Below are 19,045 nucleotides of genomic sequence, written 5' to 3' on the forward strand. Positions count from 1 at the left end.
AAAAAGAAATTGATTCATAATATACTTCCAAATGTACAGATTGGTTGCCACATATACCTTCTATACATACTATTGTCGATGAAGGAGATGTCAAGAGAATGCTTGATACTCAGCAAATTAAAGAAATTATTCCCCATCGCTATCCGTTTCTTCTGGTAGACAGGATTACGGAAGTCGAAGTAGGAAAACGGGCGGCGGGATATAAAAATGTGACGGCGAATGAAGATTTTTTCAACGGCCATTTTCCTGAATACCCTGTTATGCCGGGCGTATTAATCGTAGAGGCTTTGGCGCAGGTCGGAGCGGTTGCGATGCTGATTAAAGAAGAAAACCGGGGCAGACTTGCATTTTTTGCGGGGATTGATAACTGCCGTTTCAAAAAGCAGGTAAAACCGGGTGACAAGCTGGAGCTTGAGGTTGATATTACCCGCGCGCGCGGTACGATCGGACGCGGAAAAGGCGTTGCCAAAGTTGACGGCGAGCTCGTGTGTGAAGCTGAATTAACTTTTGCGCTCGGAGAATAAAAACAAACAAATGGGCTTATAAAAAAGCCCATTTTGTATAGAAAGGGGTGAATCTAATGTGGTCAGAATTTAAAAGCTTTGCGATGCGGGGCAATATCATGGATCTGGCAATCGGTGTCGTCATCGGCGGCGCTTTCGGCAAAATCGTGACGTCGCTCGTTGAAGATATCATCATGCCGCTTGTCGGCCTGCTTCTTGGCGGTCTTGACTTTTCAGGGCTGGCCGTGACATTCGGCGAGGCTCATATCAAGTACGGAAGCTTCATTCAAACGATTGTGAACTTCTTCATTATTTCATTTTCTATTTTTATCGTCATCCGCACAATTGGCAAGCTGAGACGTAAAAAAGAAGCAGAAGAAGAGGCTGAAGAAGCCGAGGAAACAGATCAGCAGACAGAACTGCTGACTGAAATCAGAGATCTGCTGAAACAGCGGGCTCCTCACAATGACTAAGGCACAAAAAAAGGCTGGATGATTAACGTCCGGCCTTTTTCATGATTATAATTTTTGTTTAAACGCTTCAATCAGCCGGCTGCCCGAGTAGCCTTCTTTCACGAGCGACTCCAGAATGCTTTCTGATCCGGGGTGGTTTCTTGACACCATTTGACCGTAAATTAAAACTTGTATACTTCTTTCCAGCTCGACGATATTTTTGATGCTTCCCGTCAGCTGGGCGGGGCGGTTGCTTTTTTTCGTAATCGTTACAAACACCTTCGCTTCTTTCTGGCTTTTCATCAGCATGTCAAAAAAAGAAAAGTGTTCGGCCGGGACCAGTGCTTCAATTAACCAGTGATTTTCTCCGTCCTCTTTGTTAATAATCAATCCGTCTAAAAGGGGAAACTGCTCAATCGGCTGATCGTCTTTATCTAAACGTTCCACATTCAGATCAACCAGTTTAAAGGTTTTCATCTCTTATTTTCACCCCTGTTGTCCATGTTTTTCGTTCATTTATTATAACACATATCATTTTTCCCGGGAAAATGCTGTAAGACATGCTTCATCATTTTTGTAGGCGGTCAACATTTAATCATTTCTATTTTTTCATTATAATGTAAAAGAATATGGTCATGGAGAGATGCTTATGAATCAATTGCGCCTGAAGGAAATCTATATAGAAGACGGTTCAAGGCGAAAAGACGATCATTCCTACTTGGTATGCAAAAAGGAAGATTGTGAGGTGCATCTTAACAGAAGGGGAAATGTCGTCTTTTTATATGAAACAAAAGACCGCATGGAACAGTATAAAATTCAGCTTTCACTGACTGATAAAAAGCTGAGTTTTTACTGGTTCGCATGGGACGGCGGAAAGTTTGTCCGCATGTTTGAGAAAGACTGGCTCAAAACGAAACTTTTCTCGCGGCTGCTCAAAAATACATATTACATAAGCGGTCAAAAACAAAAGTTTTTTTTATCAGAAAGAAAAACGAAAACATAAGAGCAGCCTAAACGGATAACGGCTTTTTCCGCTTTTTGCTTTCACGAGCCCTTGTACTACAATGAAGCCAGCCTCGAAAAAGAGAGGAGGATACGGCTTGTTTAACCACGTTATGCTTGTCGGCCGGCTGACGAAAGATCCGGAGCTCCGTTTTACATCAGCGGGCATTCCCGTCGCGCATATTACGCTGGCGGTAAACCGCAATTTTAAAAGCGCGTCGGGTGAAACCGGAACCGACTTCGTCAACTGCACCATCTGGAGAAAAAACGCTGAAAACACGGCATTGTACTGCCAAAAAGGGTCAATGGTCGGTGTAAGCGGCAGAATCCAGACGAGAAGCTATGAAAAGACAGACGGCGTAAAAGTTTATGTGACCGAGGTCATGGCTGATACCGTTCGGTTTATGGATCAAAAACGGAAAGAGCCGCTGGCTGAATAGCATGCTTTTTTCCTCGATTTCCCGCCTTTTTCAGCGGGCCCCGCAATACCTCCTTCCCATTTGCCAGTCGAAAGACTGGTTTTTTTGTGCGGGAGCTAAAAAATGGTTAAAAAGAAGTGATTTCGCTTATGAATACTTAAAAACATTGAATATATCGGGATAAAAACTTATAATTACTTACAGATAAGTGACGAAAAAGGGAATGAGGACGTGTATCAAGAAGAAAGACTGATTGCGATAATGGAATATTTGAAACAGCATCGGCGGATCACCGCTGAACAGATATGTTCGCTGCTTCATATTTCAAGAGATACCGCAAGAAGGGACCTTGTAAAGCTGAAAGAGCGCGGGGCCATTATCAGAACACGGGGCGGCGCGATTCTGCCGTCGGTGAATCAGGAAGTTCCGGGCTATTCGGGCCGGCTGAAAACCGTTTCTGAAGAGAAAAACAAAATCGGCAAGCTGGCAGCATCCCTGATCCATAAAGGAGACCGGATCATTCTGGACACCTCGACAACCGTGCAGGCCTGCGCGGAGCATTTAAATGTCACCGGCTGCACTGTTATTACAAATTCGATCAATCAGGCCGATATCCTTTCCGCAAAAGAGGGAATTGATATTCACCTGCTCGGCGGAAAGCTCCAGAAGGAACACCGGTTTTTATACGGGGCTTCCGTCGTAGAAAAACTGGGGGATTATCACGCCGATAAGGTGCTGATCGGCGTTGTCGGCATCTCGGAAAACGGCCTGACGATACCTCATGAAGAAGACGGCATGGTAAAGCGTAAAATGATCCGACAGGCGGAACAGGTGATTGCGCTGAGCGATCACTCCAAGCTTGGCCGTACGAGTTTTTATCAGTATGCAGACCTGCACGAGGTTGACCTGCTGATTACCGATCGGCTGCCTGATCAGGATTTTTGCGATCTGCTCGACCGGCACGGCGTAGAATTGCTTGTAACTGAATCTGAAGAAGAGGATGAGGACATGTGAAACTGATTGCCATAGATCTGGACGGCACACTGCTGAACAGCAGTCATCAAGTAAGCGATGAAAATGAGCGGGCTTTAAGGGAAGCCCGGCAAGCGGGAATTGAAATCGTGATTTCCACGGGACGCGCGCATTTTGACGTGCACTCCATATTCGAACCGCTCGGCATAAAAACGTGGGTCATCAGCGCAAACGGAGCCGCCATTCATGCTCCTGACGGCAGCCTGTACCACTGTGATGCGATTGCAGAAACAAGAGCCCGCGGCATTTTGTCCTGGCTTGAAGAGAATCAATATTACTATGAGGTGTTTACAAACAAAGCCATCTATACGCCTGAAACCGGCAGGCAGCTGCTCGATATCGAAATGGACCGGATGAAAAGCGCCAATCCGGAAACCGATCTTTCCGTTTTGGAACAGGCGGCTTCAGTGCAATACAGCCAATCCGGCTTTGCTTACATTCATTCATACCGTGAGCTCTTTGAGAAAGAAGAGCATCTGGATTTTTATAATATTCTCGGATTTTCGTTTGATGAGCGGAAGCTGAAAGCGGGCTGGGACCGATTCAGCGGTCAGAAAGATCTCACCCTTGTCAGCTCTGCCGACCACAACTTCGAACTGGCGTCTCGAAACGCCTCTAAAGGGCAGGCGCTCAAACGGCTGGCGCAAAAGCTAGGCATTCCGATGGCTGAAACCGCCGCGGTCGGTGACAGCTTAAATGACTATTCAATGCTTCAGGCGGCCGGAAAAGGCATAGCGATGGGGAATGCGAGAGAAGATATTAAGGAGATCGCTGATGCCGTTACATTGACAAATGATCAAAACGGCGTTGCGCATATGATCAGGAATTTACTGTGAAAGGTATGGCGATACTGTTCATGACTGGCGTGACGCATTCATGGCAAATGCGGCGTAACAGTAAGGACGACATAAAAGACCGGCTCTTCTGAGAGAGCCGGCCTTTTTGCGTTTAATGTGATTGCGCCGATGCGCTGAGGGTGAATAATTCTTCAAGCTCAGCGGATGACAGCTCGGTAATCCAATTTTCACTTTGGATAATCTGATCGTTCAGCGTTTGTTTCGTTTCTAGCATCGCATCAATTTTTTCTTCAATCGTTCCCGTCGTAATGAGTTTGTGAACATGGACGAACCGTTCCTGGCCGATTCGGTAGGCGCGGTCGGTCGCCTGGTTTTCCACCGCCGGATTCCACCATCTGTCATAGTGAATGACATGGTTGGCAGCCGTCAGGTTCAGGCCGGTTCCGCCCGCTTTCAGTGACAAAATCAGCGTCGGGTATTCTTTCTTCTGGAACCGTTCGACGAGAGAATCGCGTTCCAGCTTGGACAGGCTTCCGTTTAAAAACTGAACCGGTTCTCCGAATGCTTTTTCCAGGAGGCGCTTCATCATGTTGCCCATCTGAATGTATTGGGTGAAAATGAGGCAGCTTTCCCCTTGTCCGCGGATCGCCGCCATTAAATCAAGCAGCTTTTCCAGTTTGACGGATCTCCCGTTTAACAGCTCTGTCTGTTCTTCCTTCAAATAGAGCGCAGGATGGTCGCATACTTGTTTCAAGCGGCCGAGCATGCTCAAAATCAGCGCTTTCCGCTGCATCCCGGTCAGAGAAGCCATATGTTCAAATGTATCTTTGACAAGCTGTTCATAAAGGGATGCCTGTTCGGCTGAGAGCGGGATAAACTCTTTTTGTTCCAGCTTGTCAGGAAGATTAAGCGCCACTTCTTCATCCCGTTTTGTCCGGCGCAGTAAAAACGGCCGGATTAACTGCTGAAGCTGGTTGATTCTTTTTTCGTCACGGTCTTTCTCAATCGGCAGCACATAGCGTTTATGAAAGCCGGTCAGACTGCCGAGATAGCCTTTGTTCATAAAATCAAAGATCGACCAAAGCTCTGTCAGGCGGTTTTCCATCGGTGTTCCGCTCAGCGCGATATGATGGACGCCTTTCAGCTTTCTGATCGCGCGGGACTGCTTCGTATGCGCGTTTTTAATATTTTGCGCTTCATCAAGGCAGATGGTGCTCCATGTCACGGAAGAAAGCTCTTCCTGATCGGCGTGCGACAGGCCGTAAGAAGTAAGAACGACGTCCGCGTCCTGATAGGCCGGGACAAATGCTTCCCCCTTCGGCCGGCGGGGGCCGTAATGAAGCACGGCCTTCAGCTGCGGCGCGAAGGTCTGGAGCTCACGCTGCCAGTTGCCGAGCACCGATGTCGGCGCAATGATTAAGGCAGGCGCTTTTTGCCGGCCGCTTTCCTTCACATGGAGAAAATAAGCGATCATCTGAATCGTCTTTCCAAGTCCCATGTCATCTGCGAGACAGGCGCCGAAGCCGTTTTCCCGTAAAAACAGAAGCCAGTTCATGCCGTACATCTGATAAGGGCGGAGCTGGCCCTGAAACGCGGCGCTGACTTCATGTTCCGGCAGATCCCGGGCTTCCGTCAGTTTGCGGATCAGGCTTCTGAGATGCTTTGATAATTCGATCTTGATCCCGGCAAATGCCGATGAGTCAATGATGTCCGTGTCCTCGGCTCCGTTTTCCCCGTGATCCATCAGTTCGCGCGCCAGCACGTCGGACATGTGGAGGCCCTCAGATTCCGCTTTTTCCATCAGTTTTTTCATCTGTTTAATAAATTGCGGATCAATTTTCACCCATTGGCCGCGGATGTTGACGAGACGTCTGTTGTTTGCGACAAGCTCATTGAATTCATCCTCTGTCAGCTCAATTCCGTTAGTGGCGAATCTCCAGTTGAAATCAAGCAGAGCGTTCATACCGACGAAGGACTCGCCCCGCGGGGAGGATGACACTTTCGCCTTAAGCATCATATTGCTGTCCCGGACAATCTGCCACCATGATGGGAGAAGAATCTCCACACCCATATTGACAAGCGTCTCACTCGCTTCCGATAAGAAGATCCAAGCCTCTTCTTCAGAAATCAGCGTCGTTCCTGAATCAAACGAAAGCCAGGGAACCGTTCTGCGGAAGCGGTCCTGTTCGCGCACGATTTTTCCGCTGTATGCCTGCCACGCTTTTTTCAGTCCCTTCAGTCCGTCAAAAAAGGTGATGGAGCCGGTTTTTTTCTCACGTAAAAACATTTCGATTTTCCAGTCGTCACCGTCGAAATCAGGCTCGTTTAATCGGAGCCCGACGGTAAACGGCGTCAGATCGTCATGCCAGCCGATTCCCTCGAGAAAATCATCTTCATCCAAAAAGGAGCCTTTAAACGTATGAACGGCCGGCGAGCGGGTTTCGATCCGCCGCCATTTTTCCAGCAGGTCATCATTGTACTGAATGTAGTCCTGGACCGCGGCTGAGAACCAGTCTGCCGTAAAGCCTTCCAGCAAAAGCTCGCGGTCTTTGAAGCGCAGGACGCCATTTTGCCAAGCCTCATAGTCCGGAAGAAAATCGCCGTCGGCAATAAATTCGTATATCGTCGAAGCCGCTTCGATTAATGGTTCCGTTTCCTTTGTCAGCTGCACGGTGCTGAATGAATTGAACGAGTTTTTTCCGAGCAGCTCGACGGTCATCCACGGGCTGAGCAGAACAGCCGGAGTGCCTATGAAGCTGACGTCTTCAAGAAACGTTCCGTAAAAGGTGGACTCATGCCATTGGAACAAATGAGTCTTCATCTGACTGAGAGTAAGCGGCTGCTCCTTCTCATCATGGCTTGACAGCGTAAATGTCCAATCTTCCATTTGTTCTACATGAATGAAAATTTCCTTAAGACTCGCCATCAATCAACTTTCCTTTCTGCAATTCTTCTTGAAGGGCGCGCAGCCTCTTGTAACTTGCGCTCAGCCGGCTGATATACCGCTCCCATACCTGCTGTTTTTTTGCCTTTTTATAAAGCGTCCGCAGTTTTTTCAGATGGCGTGCAGCCTCTTTATAGGCGCTGCGGTTTTTTTGATCGATAAAAAAGGCCGCCGCCCGGTGATAGGAGGGGATGAGCGCTTCCGGATCACTGGCGGCAATTTCCTTCAGGATGTCCTTTTCGATTTCCCAGACGGAAAAACCGACGAGGCTGTGAATCTCCACCCACTCCGCGTACCGCCGTTTTTCGTACAGGTACTGGCTGTATTCGGTAAAGGTATAGGGAAGGCAGCCGGAAGCAAACCGTTCAAACAGCTGATCATCCCGTGAGTGCCGCGCGTAATCCGCCAATAGCGCGAACAGCTCTCCGATGATGTCGCGCATTTCTTTAAACGGCTTATCAAGCTTCGTATAGTTCACGGCAAGCGGTTCGATCCGGCCATACCATGTTTTCAGCCGTTTCCAGTCTTTTTTCGCGGTGAGTTCACCGAGCCATTGAAAAGTATACGGCAGCGCTTCAGGAGGGAAGCGGGACATATCTTGGAAGACCGCTTCATCATCTTTTTGCAAAAAGGCCAGATGAAGCCGTCCGAACCGCACTTCCGGTGAAAAACGGCGCCCGCTTTCCTGTGCGAGAATCTCCTGTTCACGCGCGACCCATTTCGGCCGGTTCAAAAGCGCGCTCCACATCTCACCGAATACCCGGAGGCGTTCGTATTGAAAAAGCTCTTCTTTCACAAGCAGTCTGCGGAGCACCGGGGGCGTCCGGTCTAAAAAAGGATCGAGTGAAAAAGACAAGGCGTACGTTTTCAGTCTGTCAATGGAGGAATAAATCGTATCCATCAGCTGTTCCACGTATGGATTGATGCTGTAATAATCTTTTTCGGCATCCAATCTGCCTGACTCAATCAAAGTGAACATGTGAAGCCAGACGGCAAGCGCCGAATGAATCTGATATAAGCTTTTAAGCTCGGGTTTTTTCGGGGCGTGTTTTTTGAGCGCTGACAGATAGCCGTAATAAAGGCCCTGCATCGTCTGGCTTCCGGCCGGCGTCCGCGCCTCCCACAGCGAGAATTCCGAATCAAAAAAAGCGAGCCAGCTTGACAGCGACTCTTCATTCGGCAGCACTTTTTCCTGAAACTGCCGGCGGACAAGCTCCCTGCTTTCCTCAAGCTTTTCTCTTTCCAGCCAATGTTCGGTAAAGGTACCGACCCGCTCGAATTGGGCATATACGTAAAGAAAAACGGCCAGCACGTGGCGGCAGATCGCCTCAGACGGGCATGCGCAGCCGCTTTTCACCATGAAAAATAAGTTCAGCGTGACCCTTACAGGCACAACATCCTGCACATATGCGGAAATCTCTGTCGGGGTTTGAACCTGTATACGATAGACGGAATCCTGCCGATATAAAATGAGTGCTTTCTTCATCAGCTGAACATTGTCTTCATTGTAAGGAAGAAGTTCTTTAAGCTGTTCAGCCGCTGCGAGCACATCTTCTTTAGCAATCATATCCTGAAGCATGATTATCGCTCCTAACGAGTCACAAAATAAAAAGATTCCAATTCCTCTATTATATCGCAACACATGGCCCGGAAAAAGTTTTTCCTAAAAAAGGACATAAAAACCCGAATGTGTCGAATGATGTATTAGAGATTGCAAAACAGCACCCGACAGCATATAATAATCTTGTTTTCAATTTAATGGAAGCCGAAAGGAAACGAATGATGAAGAAAACGAAGTTAGATCAAGAGGAGTTTCTGAAGATTTTAATGCATGCGCACGACATCGGTGAGCAGTCCTCTGAGATGACCACAAAAGAAATGCTTGAGAATTTGATTTCTTATATTAAAAATGGATATGCAACATAAAATCCCGCAGGCTCTTGGCCGCGGGATTTTTTAATCTTCCTGTGACACCAGTATTTAAAGCGCTTACAAAAATAAAACAGATTGAAGTGATTGTCTATTTTTGTCGAATTTTGTCATTTGAAAAGGTTAGAAATGACAGTTTAAAGCTGTATAATCGTAATTGGAAAAGATCATTGGAGGGAATGGGAATACGCGGAAAGTGATATGGAGGTTATATGGGAGAATCTACAAGCATAAAGGAAATATTCGCAATACTGAGAAAGCGTCTGCTGTTTATACTTATTATTACCGCGGCGGCATCTGCCGCAGGCGGACTCATCAGTTTCTTCGCTCTTACGCCGGTCTATGAAAACTCAACTCAAATTTTGGTCAGCCAATCCAAAAACAATCAAAAAGAAGTCCAATTCAATGACGTTCAAACCAACCTCCAATTAATCAACACGTATAATGTCATCATCAAAAGCCCGGTCATCCTCGACGAAGTGATTAAACAGCTGCATCTGTCCATGACTTCGAAAGAGCTGGAATCGAAAATCACGGTGTCCAGCGAGCAGGATTCACAAGTCGTGACGATTGCCGTGAGGGATACGGATGCTAAGCGGGCGGCCGTTATGGCAAATGCGGTTGCAGCCGTTTTTCAGGACAAGATCACCGCCATCATGAACGTGGATAATGTCAGCATCCTTTCAAAGGCCGAAGCGGCGGACAGCCAGTCACCGGCAGAGCCTAACCGTAAGCTGAACATCGCGATTGCGTTTGCCGCCGGACTTTTGGGCGGAATCGGTCTCGCCTTTTTGCTGGAACATCTGGATAATACGATCAAATCGGAAGAACAGCTGGAATCGCTGCTCGGCATCCCGATCCTGGGAACGGTTACTTCAATCAGTACTAAAGACAGCGTTGCCAAAAACTTGAGGATGGCGGAAACCAAACAAGCGGGGGGCGGACATGTTGACGCGTAAAAAAGACAAACCCGGAAAACGAAGCGTGATTGCGATGACTGAGCCGAAATCCATCAACTCAGAACAATATCGCACGATCCGCACAAACATTGAATTTTCTTCCGTTGATACGGAGGTGAAGTCCCTTTTGATTACATCCGCCGGCCCGGAAGAAGGAAAATCGACAACCGCGGCCAACCTTGCCGTCGTATTTGCACAGCAGGGGAAAAAAGTGCTTTTAATTGATGCGGATCTGCGCAAACCGACGGTTCATTTCACCTTCAAATTGGACAACGGAACCGGATTAACGTCACTGCTGTTAAAACAGATGCCGTTTCAGAAAGCCGTCCTGCCGGCTGATGAAGCAAACCTGGATATTTTAACGAGCGGGCCGATCCCGCCCAATCCGGCGGAGCTTTTATCGACGGGTGCCATGAAAGATCTTCTGTCAGAAGCCGGCGCAGTTTATGATAAGGTGATTTTGGATACGCCTCCCGTTTTGGCCGTAGCCGATACGAAAATATTAGGCAGCTACACTGACGGGGCCATTATGGTGATCTCAAGCGGGAAAACGGACAAGGAAAAAGCGGCCAAGGCGAAAGAAGCGCTCGATTACTGCCCGTGCAAGCTCCTTGGGGCCGTGATGAACGGGAAGAAACAAACGAAACACTCGGACTACGCCTATTACGGACAATAATGTCATAATGGGCGCGGTCCATTCTTTTTAAGGAGGGATTGAAATATGATAGATATCCATTGTCACATCCTTCCTTCCATAGACGACGGCGCGGCGGATGATACAGAAAGCCTGAAGATGGCGAGAGAAGCGGTCAGACAGGGGATTGATACGATCATCGCGACGCCGCATCATGTGAAATACCGCTATGACACGGACCGGCATACGGTCAACGAAGCGGTCAGCCTGTTAAACAAACGTTTGAACAAGGAAGGCATTCCGCTGACTGTTCTGCCCGGCCAGGAAATCAGAACAGACGGAGATCTGCTGACAGGTCTTCAAAGCGGCTCGCTTGTCCCGCTCCATAATACAAAGTATGTGCTGGCGGAATTTCCGGCGGATCATGTCCCGTCCTACGCTGAAAGGCTGTTTTATGAACTGCAGCTGAACGGATATGTCCCCGTCATCGCCCATCCGGAGCGGAACAGGGAAATTCGCGAAAACCCTTCCGTCCTTTACAATCTTGTGAAGAAAGGGGCGGCCGCCCAAGTGACGGCCGGCTGCATTGCCGGAGCATTCGGGCGGAAAGCGAAATCCTTTTCGCTGCAGCTGATTGAAGCGAATTTGATCCACTTTCTCGCATCTGACGCCCATAATCTCGGACCGAGAAATTTTTATTATCAGGAGGCGCTCGGCGTTCTGAAAAAAGAAGCAGGGGCTGAGCTGATTTACATGCTCACGGAAAATGCGGCGCTTCTCGCTGAAAACAAAGCCGTTTATAAGGAACCTCCGCTGCCTGTGGCCCGCCGTAAGCGCTGGGGTCTTTTTTAATCGTCGTCTCCATCCCGTTTAAATGAAGCGTAAGCGGCTGTTTTGCAAGATGATTCTTTTATGCTTATGCTATTATCAGCGGCCGGCGCCGTTTTTTCCTATCATGACCTCAGGCTTCCGGCATTCCGCCGGCGCCGGGATCATATGATAATAACGGTAAGCTGCCCAGCAGCAATTTCTAAACGGTTGGGGGAACACGATGAAAATAACAGTGATCGGAACAGGCTACGTCGGTCTTGTGACAGGAGTGTCTCTTTCAGAAATCGGCCATGACGTAACATGCATAGATATTGACGAACGTAAGGTTGAGCAGATGAGAAAGGGGTTGTCCCCTATCTTTGAACCGGGCCTTGAAGATATGATGAAACGAAATATCGGCCGGCATCGGCTGGCATTTGAAACGAGCTACGAAAAAGGGCTTGCGGAAGCGGACGTTATTTTTATAGCGGTCGGAACGCCGCAAAAAGAAGACGGGCACGCAAACCTTACTTATATTGAAAATGTCGCCGAACGGATTGCCGAACATATTTCTAAAGATGCGATCGTTGTGACAAAAAGCACGGTTCCCGTGGGAACGAATGACAGGATCAGCGAAGTTATTCATTCACGGCTGAAAGCGGACGTGAACATTTCAATCGCCTCGAATCCGGAATTTCTCCGTGAAGGTTCGGCGATTCACGATACCTTTCACGGCGACCGCATCGTGATCGGGGCTGAAGACCGGCAGACGCGGGAAACGCTTGACCGGGTTTTCGCGCCGCTTGCGATTCCGGTATATCATACGGACATCAGAAGCGCTGAGATGATCAAATATGCGTCAAACGCATTTTTAGCGGCAAAAATCAGTTTTATTAATGAAATTTCTCATATATGTGAAAAAGTCGGTGCGGACGTGGAATCAGTCGCACACGGAATGGGATTGGATAAACGGATTGGCAATCAATTCTTAAGAGCCGGCATCGGTTACGGCGGTTCCTGTTTTCCGAAGGATACAAACGCCCTCGTGCAGATTGCGGGACATGTGGAGCATGATTTTGAATTGCTGAAGTCCGTCATTAAAGTCAACAATAACCAGCAGTCCATGCTGGTTGATAAAGTGCTGAACAGGCTCGGCGGAGTGACGGGGAAGACCATCGCGTTATTAGGGCTGTCTTTTAAGCCGAATACAGATGATATGCGGGATGCGCCGTCCATTGTCATTGCGGATCGTCTGGCGGCTCTTGACGCCCGGATGACAGCGTACGATCCGATCGCTTCATTCCGGGCTTCCGGACTGCTTCCGGCTGCGGTTTCCTATCGGGAGTCCATAGAAGAAGCCGTCAGGGGAGCGGATGCCGTCCTGATTCTGACAGATTGGGAACAAATTAAACATTTTCCGCTTGAAGCGTACAAAGAGCTGATGGAAACCCCGGTTATTTTCGACGGGAGAAACTGCCACTCGCTTGAGGAAGCGGAACAGGCGGGCGTGGAATATATTTCAATCGGAAGAAGAGCCGTCGTGCCTCAGACTGATTCTGTCACTTGAAAGGCCGGCGGACCGCGCCGGCCTTTTATCATACAATCATTAGAGACGAAGGGGATATTTATCGTGGAAAAAACATGGAAATTGCCGAAGCAAATGGAATCATCCCGCGGTCTGCTGGAAACGTCAGCACGGCCTTTTATCAAACTGCACGTCAAAAAAGCTGAAACGGGCCGGTATGACAGTAAAATGGCCGGAGACCCCTATTTTCCGAAACATGAACCATATCCTAAAGATGAAAGCGGCAGGCCGATGAAGCTTCTCGCTCAAATCAATTTTGCGGATATGCCCGGACTCCCTGATTTTCCGGACACCGGCATTCTTCAGTTTTACATATCGGTCAGTGATGACGTATACGGTTTGAATTTTGACGACGGGTGCGCGCAAACGGGTTTCTGCGTCAAATATTTTGAACATGTGACAGCAGAAGAAGCGGAGCTCATAAATGATTTTTCTTTCGTTCAGGTTGAAGAGGAGTACGATTTTCCGATTCAATCCGAAGCGCTGATCACCCCTGAGCTGTCTGCTGAATGGGTGCTCCCGTCTGATTTTCAATTCAGGCAGTATGCCGGGATGGATGCCTTTGACTATTTCGAGCAGTTTGACGATGAGGTGTATGACGAATATACGGCGAACGCATTCGGCCATAAAATCGGCGGCTATGCGTCCTTCACCCAGGAAGATCCGCGGTCTTACTCCCATCAAAACCATACGATTCTGCTTTTGCAAATTGATTCAGATGATGACATTGATTCGATGTGGGGAGATGTGGGAATCGCAAATTTCTTTATCAGACCGGAAGATTTGAAGAAAAAAGATTTCTCAAACGTTTTGTACAACTGGGACTGCAGTTAACGACAGTATGATAATCATGATACAAGGCAAAGGAGACGGTTCATCACTGTCTCCTTTTTTTTAGGGAATTTATCATGGATACATAGAGGAGATCAATGAATGGATATGCCGTTTATGTGAGTCTTTTGGCGTTAATGATGAGCATCTCGGCTGCTGAAAATAAGTCATTTAACCTATTTAAGCTGCTTTCTGTCTATTTTAAAATATAATATATGGAAATATAGTATGGAAAAGTCTGTGCTTTTTGTACGACTTTTTGCGTAAGACGAGGTGAAAACAGATGAGCCATTCAAGCACATTAAGCCATATTAACAGCACGATCAGCCATAAACTGGGCGAGGTTGAACACCAAATTGATAAATTAAAAGAAGCGAAAAGAGAGATAGAATCTCTGCAGGAAGAGGGCGTATCTGAAATCAGAGACATCCTCAAGCCGCACCTGGACCATCATTGGACCGGCACTTTTGCTGAAGAATTTGATGACCGGCGCGATCAGGCCCATACAGAAGCATACAGAATCGTCACAGACAAATACGACGGTTATATTTACCGAATCGGCTTAAAGATGACACAGCTTGAAATTGAAAAAGGAGGGCTCCTTGCCGCCAGAAGCATCGCGAGAGAGGCAGAGCACCTGCTGACGCTGGGAGAAGAAGCCCTTGACACGGTCGGAGAAAAAATACAATCAATCAAAAGAAGCTGGAGTTGGTTTTAATGGCAGAAATAAAACTCAAATACGGAGCCGTCATGAAGCAGCTTGAATCCGTCAGCAGCGCTTTGGAGGCCGTTTCGATCGGGAACGCCGGTTCAAACGGAAAAAACAAGCTCGACTATACCTCCAAGTACCAATCCCGCGAGGCAAAGCTTGTATCGATGATCAGCGAATACAAGCAGGCCGTTCATAAGAATATCGCGGACGTTAAAGACAACGTAGATTCTTTGAAAGAACAGGACGAGGCGATCGCCGTAAAATAACGAAAGAAAGGACTTGCCGATGAGCAAAGTGTTTGAATCACAATCGTTAACGGACGAAGCAGATAAGAGAAAGAAACAATACGAAGCCCTTGAAGAGCAGCTGCGGGCGCTCAAACAAGCCTTTCAAGGCGTGGCCGATCTGGGTGATGCTTTGAAAGGGAAAGGCGCAGACAATATAAAAGATTTTTTTCAGGGACAAGCGGAAATCGCCGACAGCTGGCTGACGCTTGTCTCTGCTCAAATTGCGTTTTTAAATGGCATTTCAGGTGACATTAAAGATCAAGAACTCAGCGATACATATGTGGAGACTTCATTTTTGGAGCATGAGCTGCCCAATGCGGATTTGAAAGCTTCAGAGATTGTCTCCGCTCATAAAGCAGAAATCGATTCAATTTTGTCAGGCATCAGCGATATTATTCATCTCGACACATATACGCTGGATGATTACGCTGATAAAATGGGCGATGCCCAGAAAACCAGACGCGACACGATCACGGCAGTCGATACGCTTGATGAATCCCTGACCGCTGAATATCAAAACTTAGAATCTCTGGACAACGCAGTGCTCAGCAAATATTCCGTTCTCATGCAGGCCACCAGCAACGGGAAAAGCGCATCCCCTATGTACTATGACAAAAAAGCCTTCCACAGCAATGAAATCTACAAAAGCGTCATGGCGGCAGAAAAACAGGGAACGGGCTATATTGACGCAAAAGCCCAGCAGGCCGAAGCAAGACGGCTTCAGGAAAAGGCTGAAGAAGAAGCCAATAAACCATGGTACGAAAAAACATGGGACGGCATCTGCAACTTTACCGGCGAAGTCACCGGCTATTATGATTATAAAAGAGCAGCCGAAGGCGTTGATCCGGTGACCGGAGAAAAACTCTCCACCGCAGAACGCGTCACAGCAGGAGCGATGGCCGCCGCCGGATTCATACCGGTCGTCGGCTGGGCGGGCCGCGCTTTCAAAGGCGGAAAAGCCATTTACAAAACCGGGAAAACCGTCATTGCCGCAGAACATGCTTTAGATGCCTATAAAACCGGAAAATCCTTAGACATTCTCAAAATGACAGAAATGGGCGCATACGGCCTTGTTGCCTCAAACGGATTCACAGAAGCCGTCACAGGCAGAGATATGTTCGGAAACAAAGTGTCTGAGGAGAAGCGGAAGCAAGGGGCGCTGGAAGCTGCGCTGAGTTTGGTTGGAGCGGGTGCATTGGCGAAGCATGTAAACAAAGGCATACCGCTTGCAACCCATTCAAAAGTTCAAAAAGCTAACAAGACACTAGAAAAAGTTAAACAATTCAAAGTCCCAACCAACGTCCGCGTGTATGCAGAACGCCCTGTAACAGCGAACGGCTTTACGTACGGATTCCCAACAGTTCGTGTAGATGTGGAAAAGACGGCTGTTAAAGAACTTGGGATTGTGAAGATGGTTAGTGATGGCGTCCGTAAGGGAAAATCTCATAGTCCTAACATTTCTAAAAATCACGATAAAGTAGCGCATGATGGATATTATGGTCGTAAAGAATTTAGAACGATGCTTAATAATGCTTCGTTTACTCCGCATGGACATAAACATGTTAAGGCTAAAACACTTGAAGAAGCAAAACGTTTTAGTGTGACAGGTAAAAAAGCTGCTCAGTACTTACCAAATGTGAATAACAAAGCTTTAGAGAAAGAGGCACTTCTAAAAGGTCATATTATTGATAATGGAAATAACAACTATTATTTTATTTATGATGCAGGAAAAACAGTCGGTTATGATCTAGGTACACCAACAAGCTGGATTAGAGCGGAGTTTTCTGGTGGTGAATATCATGGTCATCCGATTGCTGGCAGTCGATTGGATAAGTATTTAAAACAACTTGGTATTGATAAGTAATAGGAGGCTTTTATGAGAAAGATAAAAAAAATGCCAGAAGTAAGTTTACAATCCTTAAGGATTCCAAAAGGGTGGACCATAAATCAAAACAGTTTTAGAGAAATTGATCCGAAAAATCTAGATCCAGACGATGAAAAGTGGTTATTTTTTTCACAAGATTTATTGCAATTAACATACTCTCGTAAAAATTATTTACTTGATTTAGGGTGGTATCCAGATGCGGATGCTAATGGATTTTATCAACTAGTTTTGATACAAAATGAGGATTGGGATCAACCTGTGTATGAATTTCAGTCAAATAGCCATATTGAAATAGTTGAAAATATAGAATCTTTATTAAACAAAGTTACGAATAATGAAATGTAGTTAAACATTCATTTAAACTATTAAAAAAAGCTTGCAGGGCCTGAAGTTGCAAGTTTTCAAACTAGAATTTTTAAAGTGGAAATAAATACAAAAAAGGCACTAGTTAACAAGAGGTAGGATTGATTTTAGATGCATGTTAAACAAATACATCTTTTCAAACTAAGCAAAGAAGATTTTGTTCAAACACAACAATCCCTTAAACATAAAATTAACCTATCTCATTCCATCACCCCAGACTCCGTCAACACCTGCGCAGGCGTCGACCTCGCTTATTGGGAGCAGGACGGGGAACCGTACGGCGTATGCAGTATCATCGTGATTGAAGCTGATACAAAAGAAGTGATTGAAAAAGTGCACAGCATGGGGAAAATCGGCGTGCCGTATGTTTCCGGTTTTCTTGCGTTTCGCGAGCTGCCTTTGATCATCGAGGCGGCGAAAAAGCTGGAGACGGAGCCGGATGTGTTTTTGTTTGATGGCAACGGGTATCTGCATTACAATCATATGGGCGTTGCCACCCATGCGGCTTTTTTTCTGGGTAAGCCTACAATTGGGATAGCGAAAACCTATCTCAAAATCAAAGGCTGTGATTTCGTGACGCCTGAAAATGAAGTCGGCGCATACACCGATATTATCATTGACGGCGAGGTATATGGACGGGCGCTGCGAACGCGGCGGGATGTGAAGCCTATTTTCTTGTCTTGCGGACATAACATTGATTTAGAAAGCAGCTATCAGATCACAATGAAAATGATCAATCGAGAAAGCAGGCTGCCGATCCCTGTCCGTCTGACCTTGAAACGCATGTTTTGCGAACGTTTTATCGGAAAAATCACGTGTAACACTTGGGGCTCTAAGCCACCAAGTGTTTTTTTTGTATGTCTGGTGTCTGCTTTATTAAAAACTTTGTCGTCCTTGCAGATAGGTTTTTATTTGAATGTTTTTCGCGTCAAATCGATAAAAGCCTTTAATGGCGCAGACATCCACTTGTCCTTATGCCATGCTAATTGAGTAAAAACAGGGCATTCATTCTGCCAGCTGAGTTCTTTCATCCGTCCTTCGGCAATATCGTCTTTTACTGTCATTTCAGGCAATAGTCCAATTCCAAGTCCGGCCATCACGCATTGTTTGATGGCTTCTATGCTGACGAATTCTAATTTGTTAGGGTAGACTCCGGCGTCATGTAAAGTGTTCTCAAAGAGCGTGCGGTATGAACAGCCGTCCTCTGTCAGCAGAAGGGTTTCGTTTTGAAGATCTTTCAATGTTGCTGGTGAGTCTGCTGGAAAAGGATGATCATTGGCGGCTACCATTTTGATTTCATCCTGAATCAAAGATTCAACGTGCAGTGCGTCTTCCGTTCGGTTCACATCCAAAATGAAGGTGATATCAAGCTGGCCCTGTAAGAGCTGTTCTTTCGCTTGTTCGTTGGACACATACGGTTTGAATATGAGCTTTACTTGAGGAAAAGCCTGTTTGAATTCTTTTATGATAGGCGGAAGGCGGTATGTGCACTGGCTTTCCGTCGCGCCGATTTTCAAGGTTCCGGTTGTTTCTCTTACTTGATTTGCGGCCATTTTTGCTTCTTCTGTTAACGCAATGATCTTCTCCGCATAGGATTTGAACGTTTTACCGGCTTCTGTCAGGAAAAGCCGCTTGCCGAGCCGTTCAAATAAAGGAGTCCCGATTTCTTCTTCAAGTGATTTGATCTGAGAGGTAACGCTTGATTGTGCATAGTTAAGCATCTTGGCGGTTAGGGTGAAGTTTACATGTTCTGCTGCGGTAATAAAGGTGATCAGCTGCTTCAATTCCATATGTTCTCGCCCTTTCTAAATCGGTTTTACCGATTGGAATAATCGAAATAATCATCTGTATTGATTGATGAATCCATTATATGATGAAGAAAATCATTCGTAAACAAAGGA

20 protein-coding genes and 1 pseudogene are annotated in these 19,045 nt (G+C 46.8%); 17 read left to right on the forward strand and 4 right to left on the reverse strand.

Annotated features, from left to right (window positions below):
• The first annotated feature begins 98 nt into the window (after window positions 1-98).
• Both fabZ and mscL read left to right on the forward strand, forming a co-directional pair.
• Window positions 99-524 (forward strand): 3-hydroxyacyl-ACP dehydratase FabZ, encoded by a 426-nt coding sequence (gene fabZ / locus G9F75_RS02360; RefSeq protein ID WP_014419074.1) that lies wholly within the window; start codon window positions 99-101, stop codon window positions 522-524.
• A gap of 56 nt (window positions 525-580) precedes the next feature.
• Window positions 581-976 carry a large conductance mechanosensitive channel protein MscL gene (mscL, locus tag G9F75_RS02365; protein WP_014419073.1) on the forward strand — a complete coding sequence of 132 codons (396 nt, stop codon included), beginning with the start codon at window positions 581-583 and terminating at the stop codon, window positions 974-976.
• Between the two features lie 45 nt (window positions 977-1,021).
• Here mscL and G9F75_RS02370 read toward each other — a convergent pair whose 3' ends face one another.
• Entirely contained in the window at window positions 1,022-1,432 is a 411-nt protein-coding gene (locus G9F75_RS02370) for a YwpF-like family protein (RefSeq protein WP_007407558.1), read from the reverse strand.
• A 172-nt stretch (window positions 1,433-1,604) separates the two neighbouring features.
• On the opposite strand from G9F75_RS02370, the gene G9F75_RS02375 reads away from it, so the two are divergent.
• The 4 genes from G9F75_RS02375 to G9F75_RS02390 all read left to right on the forward strand — a co-directional run bounded on the left by G9F75_RS02375 (window position 1,605) and on the right by G9F75_RS02390 (window position 4,244).
• Window positions 1,605-1,958: a hypothetical protein gene (locus tag G9F75_RS02375; protein WP_003151247.1), complete on the forward strand. Its 354-nt coding sequence runs from the start codon at window positions 1,605-1,607 to the stop codon at window positions 1,956-1,958.
• A gap of 97 nt (window positions 1,959-2,055) precedes the next feature.
• Window positions 2,056-2,397 (forward strand): single-stranded DNA-binding protein, encoded by a 342-nt coding sequence (locus G9F75_RS02380; protein WP_003151249.1) that lies wholly within the window; start codon window positions 2,056-2,058, stop codon window positions 2,395-2,397.
• A gap of 210 nt (window positions 2,398-2,607) precedes the next feature.
• Entirely contained in the window at window positions 2,608-3,390 is a 783-nt protein-coding gene (locus tag G9F75_RS02385; protein WP_003151250.1) for a transcriptional regulator GlcR, read from the forward strand.
• Window positions 3,387-4,244, forward strand: a complete 858-nt coding sequence (locus G9F75_RS02390; RefSeq protein ID WP_167408905.1) for a Cof-type HAD-IIB family hydrolase — start codon at window positions 3,387-3,389, stop codon at window positions 4,242-4,244. Before G9F75_RS02385 ends, G9F75_RS02390 begins: the two co-directional genes overlap by 4 nt.
• Window positions 4,245-4,356: 112 nt before the next feature.
• On the opposite strand, the gene G9F75_RS02395 is transcribed toward G9F75_RS02390, so the two are convergent.
• Both G9F75_RS02395 and G9F75_RS02400 read right to left on the reverse strand, forming a co-directional pair.
• A complete protein-coding gene (locus G9F75_RS02395) occupies window positions 4,357-7,131 on the reverse strand; it encodes a DEAD/DEAH box helicase (protein ID WP_167408906.1) in 2,775 nt (924 codons plus the stop codon).
• Complete coding sequence (locus G9F75_RS02400) at window positions 7,118-8,728, reverse strand: SWIM zinc finger family protein (RefSeq protein WP_014419070.1); 1,611 nt, start codon at window positions 8,726-8,728, stop codon at window positions 7,118-7,120. The genes G9F75_RS02395 and G9F75_RS02400 overlap by 14 nt, the downstream gene beginning before the upstream one ends.
• Before the next feature lie 203 nt (window positions 8,729-8,931).
• Here G9F75_RS02400 and G9F75_RS02405 point away from each other — a divergent pair, with 203 nt between their 5' ends.
• From G9F75_RS02405 to G9F75_RS02455, 11 genes and pseudogenes are all read left to right on the forward strand, one after another.
• Window positions 8,932-9,075, forward strand: a complete 144-nt coding sequence (locus G9F75_RS02405; RefSeq protein WP_003151259.1) for a YwzD family small protein — start codon at window positions 8,932-8,934, stop codon at window positions 9,073-9,075.
• Window positions 9,076-9,290: 215 nt separating this feature from the next.
• Window positions 9,291-10,037, forward strand: a complete 747-nt coding sequence (gene tkmA, locus G9F75_RS02410) for a protein-tyrosine kinase activator TkmA (protein ID WP_007407552.1) — start codon at window positions 9,291-9,293, stop codon at window positions 10,035-10,037.
• On the forward strand, window positions 10,024-10,713 hold the full coding sequence (locus G9F75_RS02415; RefSeq protein WP_167408907.1) for a CpsD/CapB family tyrosine-protein kinase: 690 nt from the start codon (window positions 10,024-10,026) through the stop codon (window positions 10,711-10,713). The genes tkmA and G9F75_RS02415 overlap by 14 nt, the downstream gene beginning before the upstream one ends.
• A 45-nt stretch (window positions 10,714-10,758) precedes the next feature.
• Window positions 10,759-11,523, forward strand: coding sequence for a tyrosine-protein phosphatase (locus G9F75_RS02420; RefSeq protein ID WP_167408908.1), 765 nt, complete (start codon window positions 10,759-10,761; stop codon window positions 11,521-11,523).
• 199 nt (window positions 11,524-11,722) lie between these two features.
• Window positions 11,723-13,048 (forward strand): UDP-glucose dehydrogenase family protein, encoded by a 1,326-nt coding sequence (locus G9F75_RS02425; RefSeq protein ID WP_061860939.1) that lies wholly within the window; start codon window positions 11,723-11,725, stop codon window positions 13,046-13,048.
• 63 nt (window positions 13,049-13,111) lie between these two features.
• Window positions 13,112-13,900, forward strand: coding sequence for a YwqG family protein (locus tag G9F75_RS02430; RefSeq protein WP_022553901.1), 789 nt, complete (start codon window positions 13,112-13,114; stop codon window positions 13,898-13,900).
• A 280-nt stretch (window positions 13,901-14,180) separates the two neighbouring features.
• Window positions 14,181-14,615 (forward strand): coiled-coil domain-containing protein, encoded by a 435-nt coding sequence (locus tag G9F75_RS02435; protein ID WP_014419065.1) that lies wholly within the window; start codon window positions 14,181-14,183, stop codon window positions 14,613-14,615.
• Window positions 14,615-14,875: a YwqI/YxiC family protein gene (locus G9F75_RS02440; protein WP_007614257.1), complete on the forward strand. Its 261-nt coding sequence runs from the start codon at window positions 14,615-14,617 to the stop codon at window positions 14,873-14,875. The genes G9F75_RS02435 and G9F75_RS02440 overlap by 1 nt, the downstream gene beginning before the upstream one ends.
• A 19-nt stretch (window positions 14,876-14,894) precedes the next feature.
• The gene (locus G9F75_RS02445; RefSeq protein WP_029972854.1) at window positions 14,895-16,760 is read left to right on the forward strand and encodes a ribonuclease YeeF family protein; all 1,866 of its coding nucleotides are present in this window, start codon (window positions 14,895-14,897) and stop codon (window positions 16,758-16,760) included.
• 12 nt (window positions 16,761-16,772) lie between these two features.
• Window positions 16,773-17,126, forward strand: a complete 354-nt coding sequence (locus tag G9F75_RS02450; protein WP_017418767.1) for a hypothetical protein — start codon at window positions 16,773-16,775, stop codon at window positions 17,124-17,126.
• A gap of 129 nt (window positions 17,127-17,255) precedes the next feature.
• Window positions 17,256-17,965: pseudogene (locus G9F75_RS02455) on the forward strand (endonuclease V).
• Window positions 17,966-18,052: 87 nt separating this feature from the next.
• Here G9F75_RS02455 and G9F75_RS02460 read toward each other — a convergent pair.
• Entirely contained in the window at window positions 18,053-18,934 is an 882-nt protein-coding gene (locus G9F75_RS02460; protein ID WP_115941124.1) for a LysR family transcriptional regulator, read from the reverse strand.
• Window positions 18,935-19,045: the final 111 nt, after the last annotated feature.

The sequence above is a fragment of the Bacillus sp. EKM208B genome (genome assembly GCF_011800725.1).
GTDB classification, from domain to species: domain Bacteria; phylum Bacillota; class Bacilli; order Bacillales; family Bacillaceae; genus Bacillus; species Bacillus velezensis.

Bases quoted from the DNA above. Each gene is read 5' to 3' on its own strand.
- G9F75_RS02460 (WP_115941124.1), bottom strand. From the start codon at position 18,934: ATGGAATTGAAGCAGCTGATCACCTTTATTACCGCAGCAGAACATGTA.
- G9F75_RS02370 (WP_007407558.1), bottom strand. From the start codon at position 1,432: ATGAAAACCTTTAAACTGGTTGATCTGAATGTGGAACGTTTAGATAAA.
- G9F75_RS02440 (WP_007614257.1), top strand. From the start codon at position 14,615: ATGGCAGAAATAAAACTCAAATACGGAGCCGTCATGAAGCAGCTTGAA.
- G9F75_RS02435 (WP_014419065.1), top strand. From the start codon at position 14,181: ATGAGCCATTCAAGCACATTAAGCCATATTAACAGCACGATCAGCCAT.
- tkmA (WP_007407552.1), top strand. From the start codon at position 9,291: ATGGGAGAATCTACAAGCATAAAGGAAATATTCGCAATACTGAGAAAG.
- G9F75_RS02425 (WP_061860939.1), top strand. From the start codon at position 11,723: ATGAAAATAACAGTGATCGGAACAGGCTACGTCGGTCTTGTGACAGGA.
- G9F75_RS02395 (WP_167408906.1), bottom strand. From the start codon at position 7,131: ATGGCGAGTCTTAAGGAAATTTTCATTCATGTAGAACAAATGGAAGAT.
- G9F75_RS02445 (WP_029972854.1), top strand. From the start codon at position 14,895: ATGAGCAAAGTGTTTGAATCACAATCGTTAACGGACGAAGCAGATAAG.
- G9F75_RS02450 (WP_017418767.1), top strand. From the start codon at position 16,773: ATGAGAAAGATAAAAAAAATGCCAGAAGTAAGTTTACAATCCTTAAGG.
- G9F75_RS02420 (WP_167408908.1), top strand. From the start codon at position 10,759: ATGATAGATATCCATTGTCACATCCTTCCTTCCATAGACGACGGCGCG.
- G9F75_RS02415 (WP_167408907.1), top strand. From the start codon at position 10,024: ATGTTGACGCGTAAAAAAGACAAACCCGGAAAACGAAGCGTGATTGCG.
- G9F75_RS02405 (WP_003151259.1), top strand. From the start codon at position 8,932: ATGAAGAAAACGAAGTTAGATCAAGAGGAGTTTCTGAAGATTTTAATG.
- G9F75_RS02400 (WP_014419070.1), bottom strand. From the start codon at position 8,728: ATGCTTCAGGATATGATTGCTAAAGAAGATGTGCTCGCAGCGGCTGAA.
- mscL (WP_014419073.1), top strand. From the start codon at position 581: ATGTGGTCAGAATTTAAAAGCTTTGCGATGCGGGGCAATATCATGGAT.
- fabZ (WP_014419074.1), top strand. From the start codon at position 99: ATGCTTGATACTCAGCAAATTAAAGAAATTATTCCCCATCGCTATCCG.
- G9F75_RS02375 (WP_003151247.1), top strand. From the start codon at position 1,605: ATGAATCAATTGCGCCTGAAGGAAATCTATATAGAAGACGGTTCAAGG.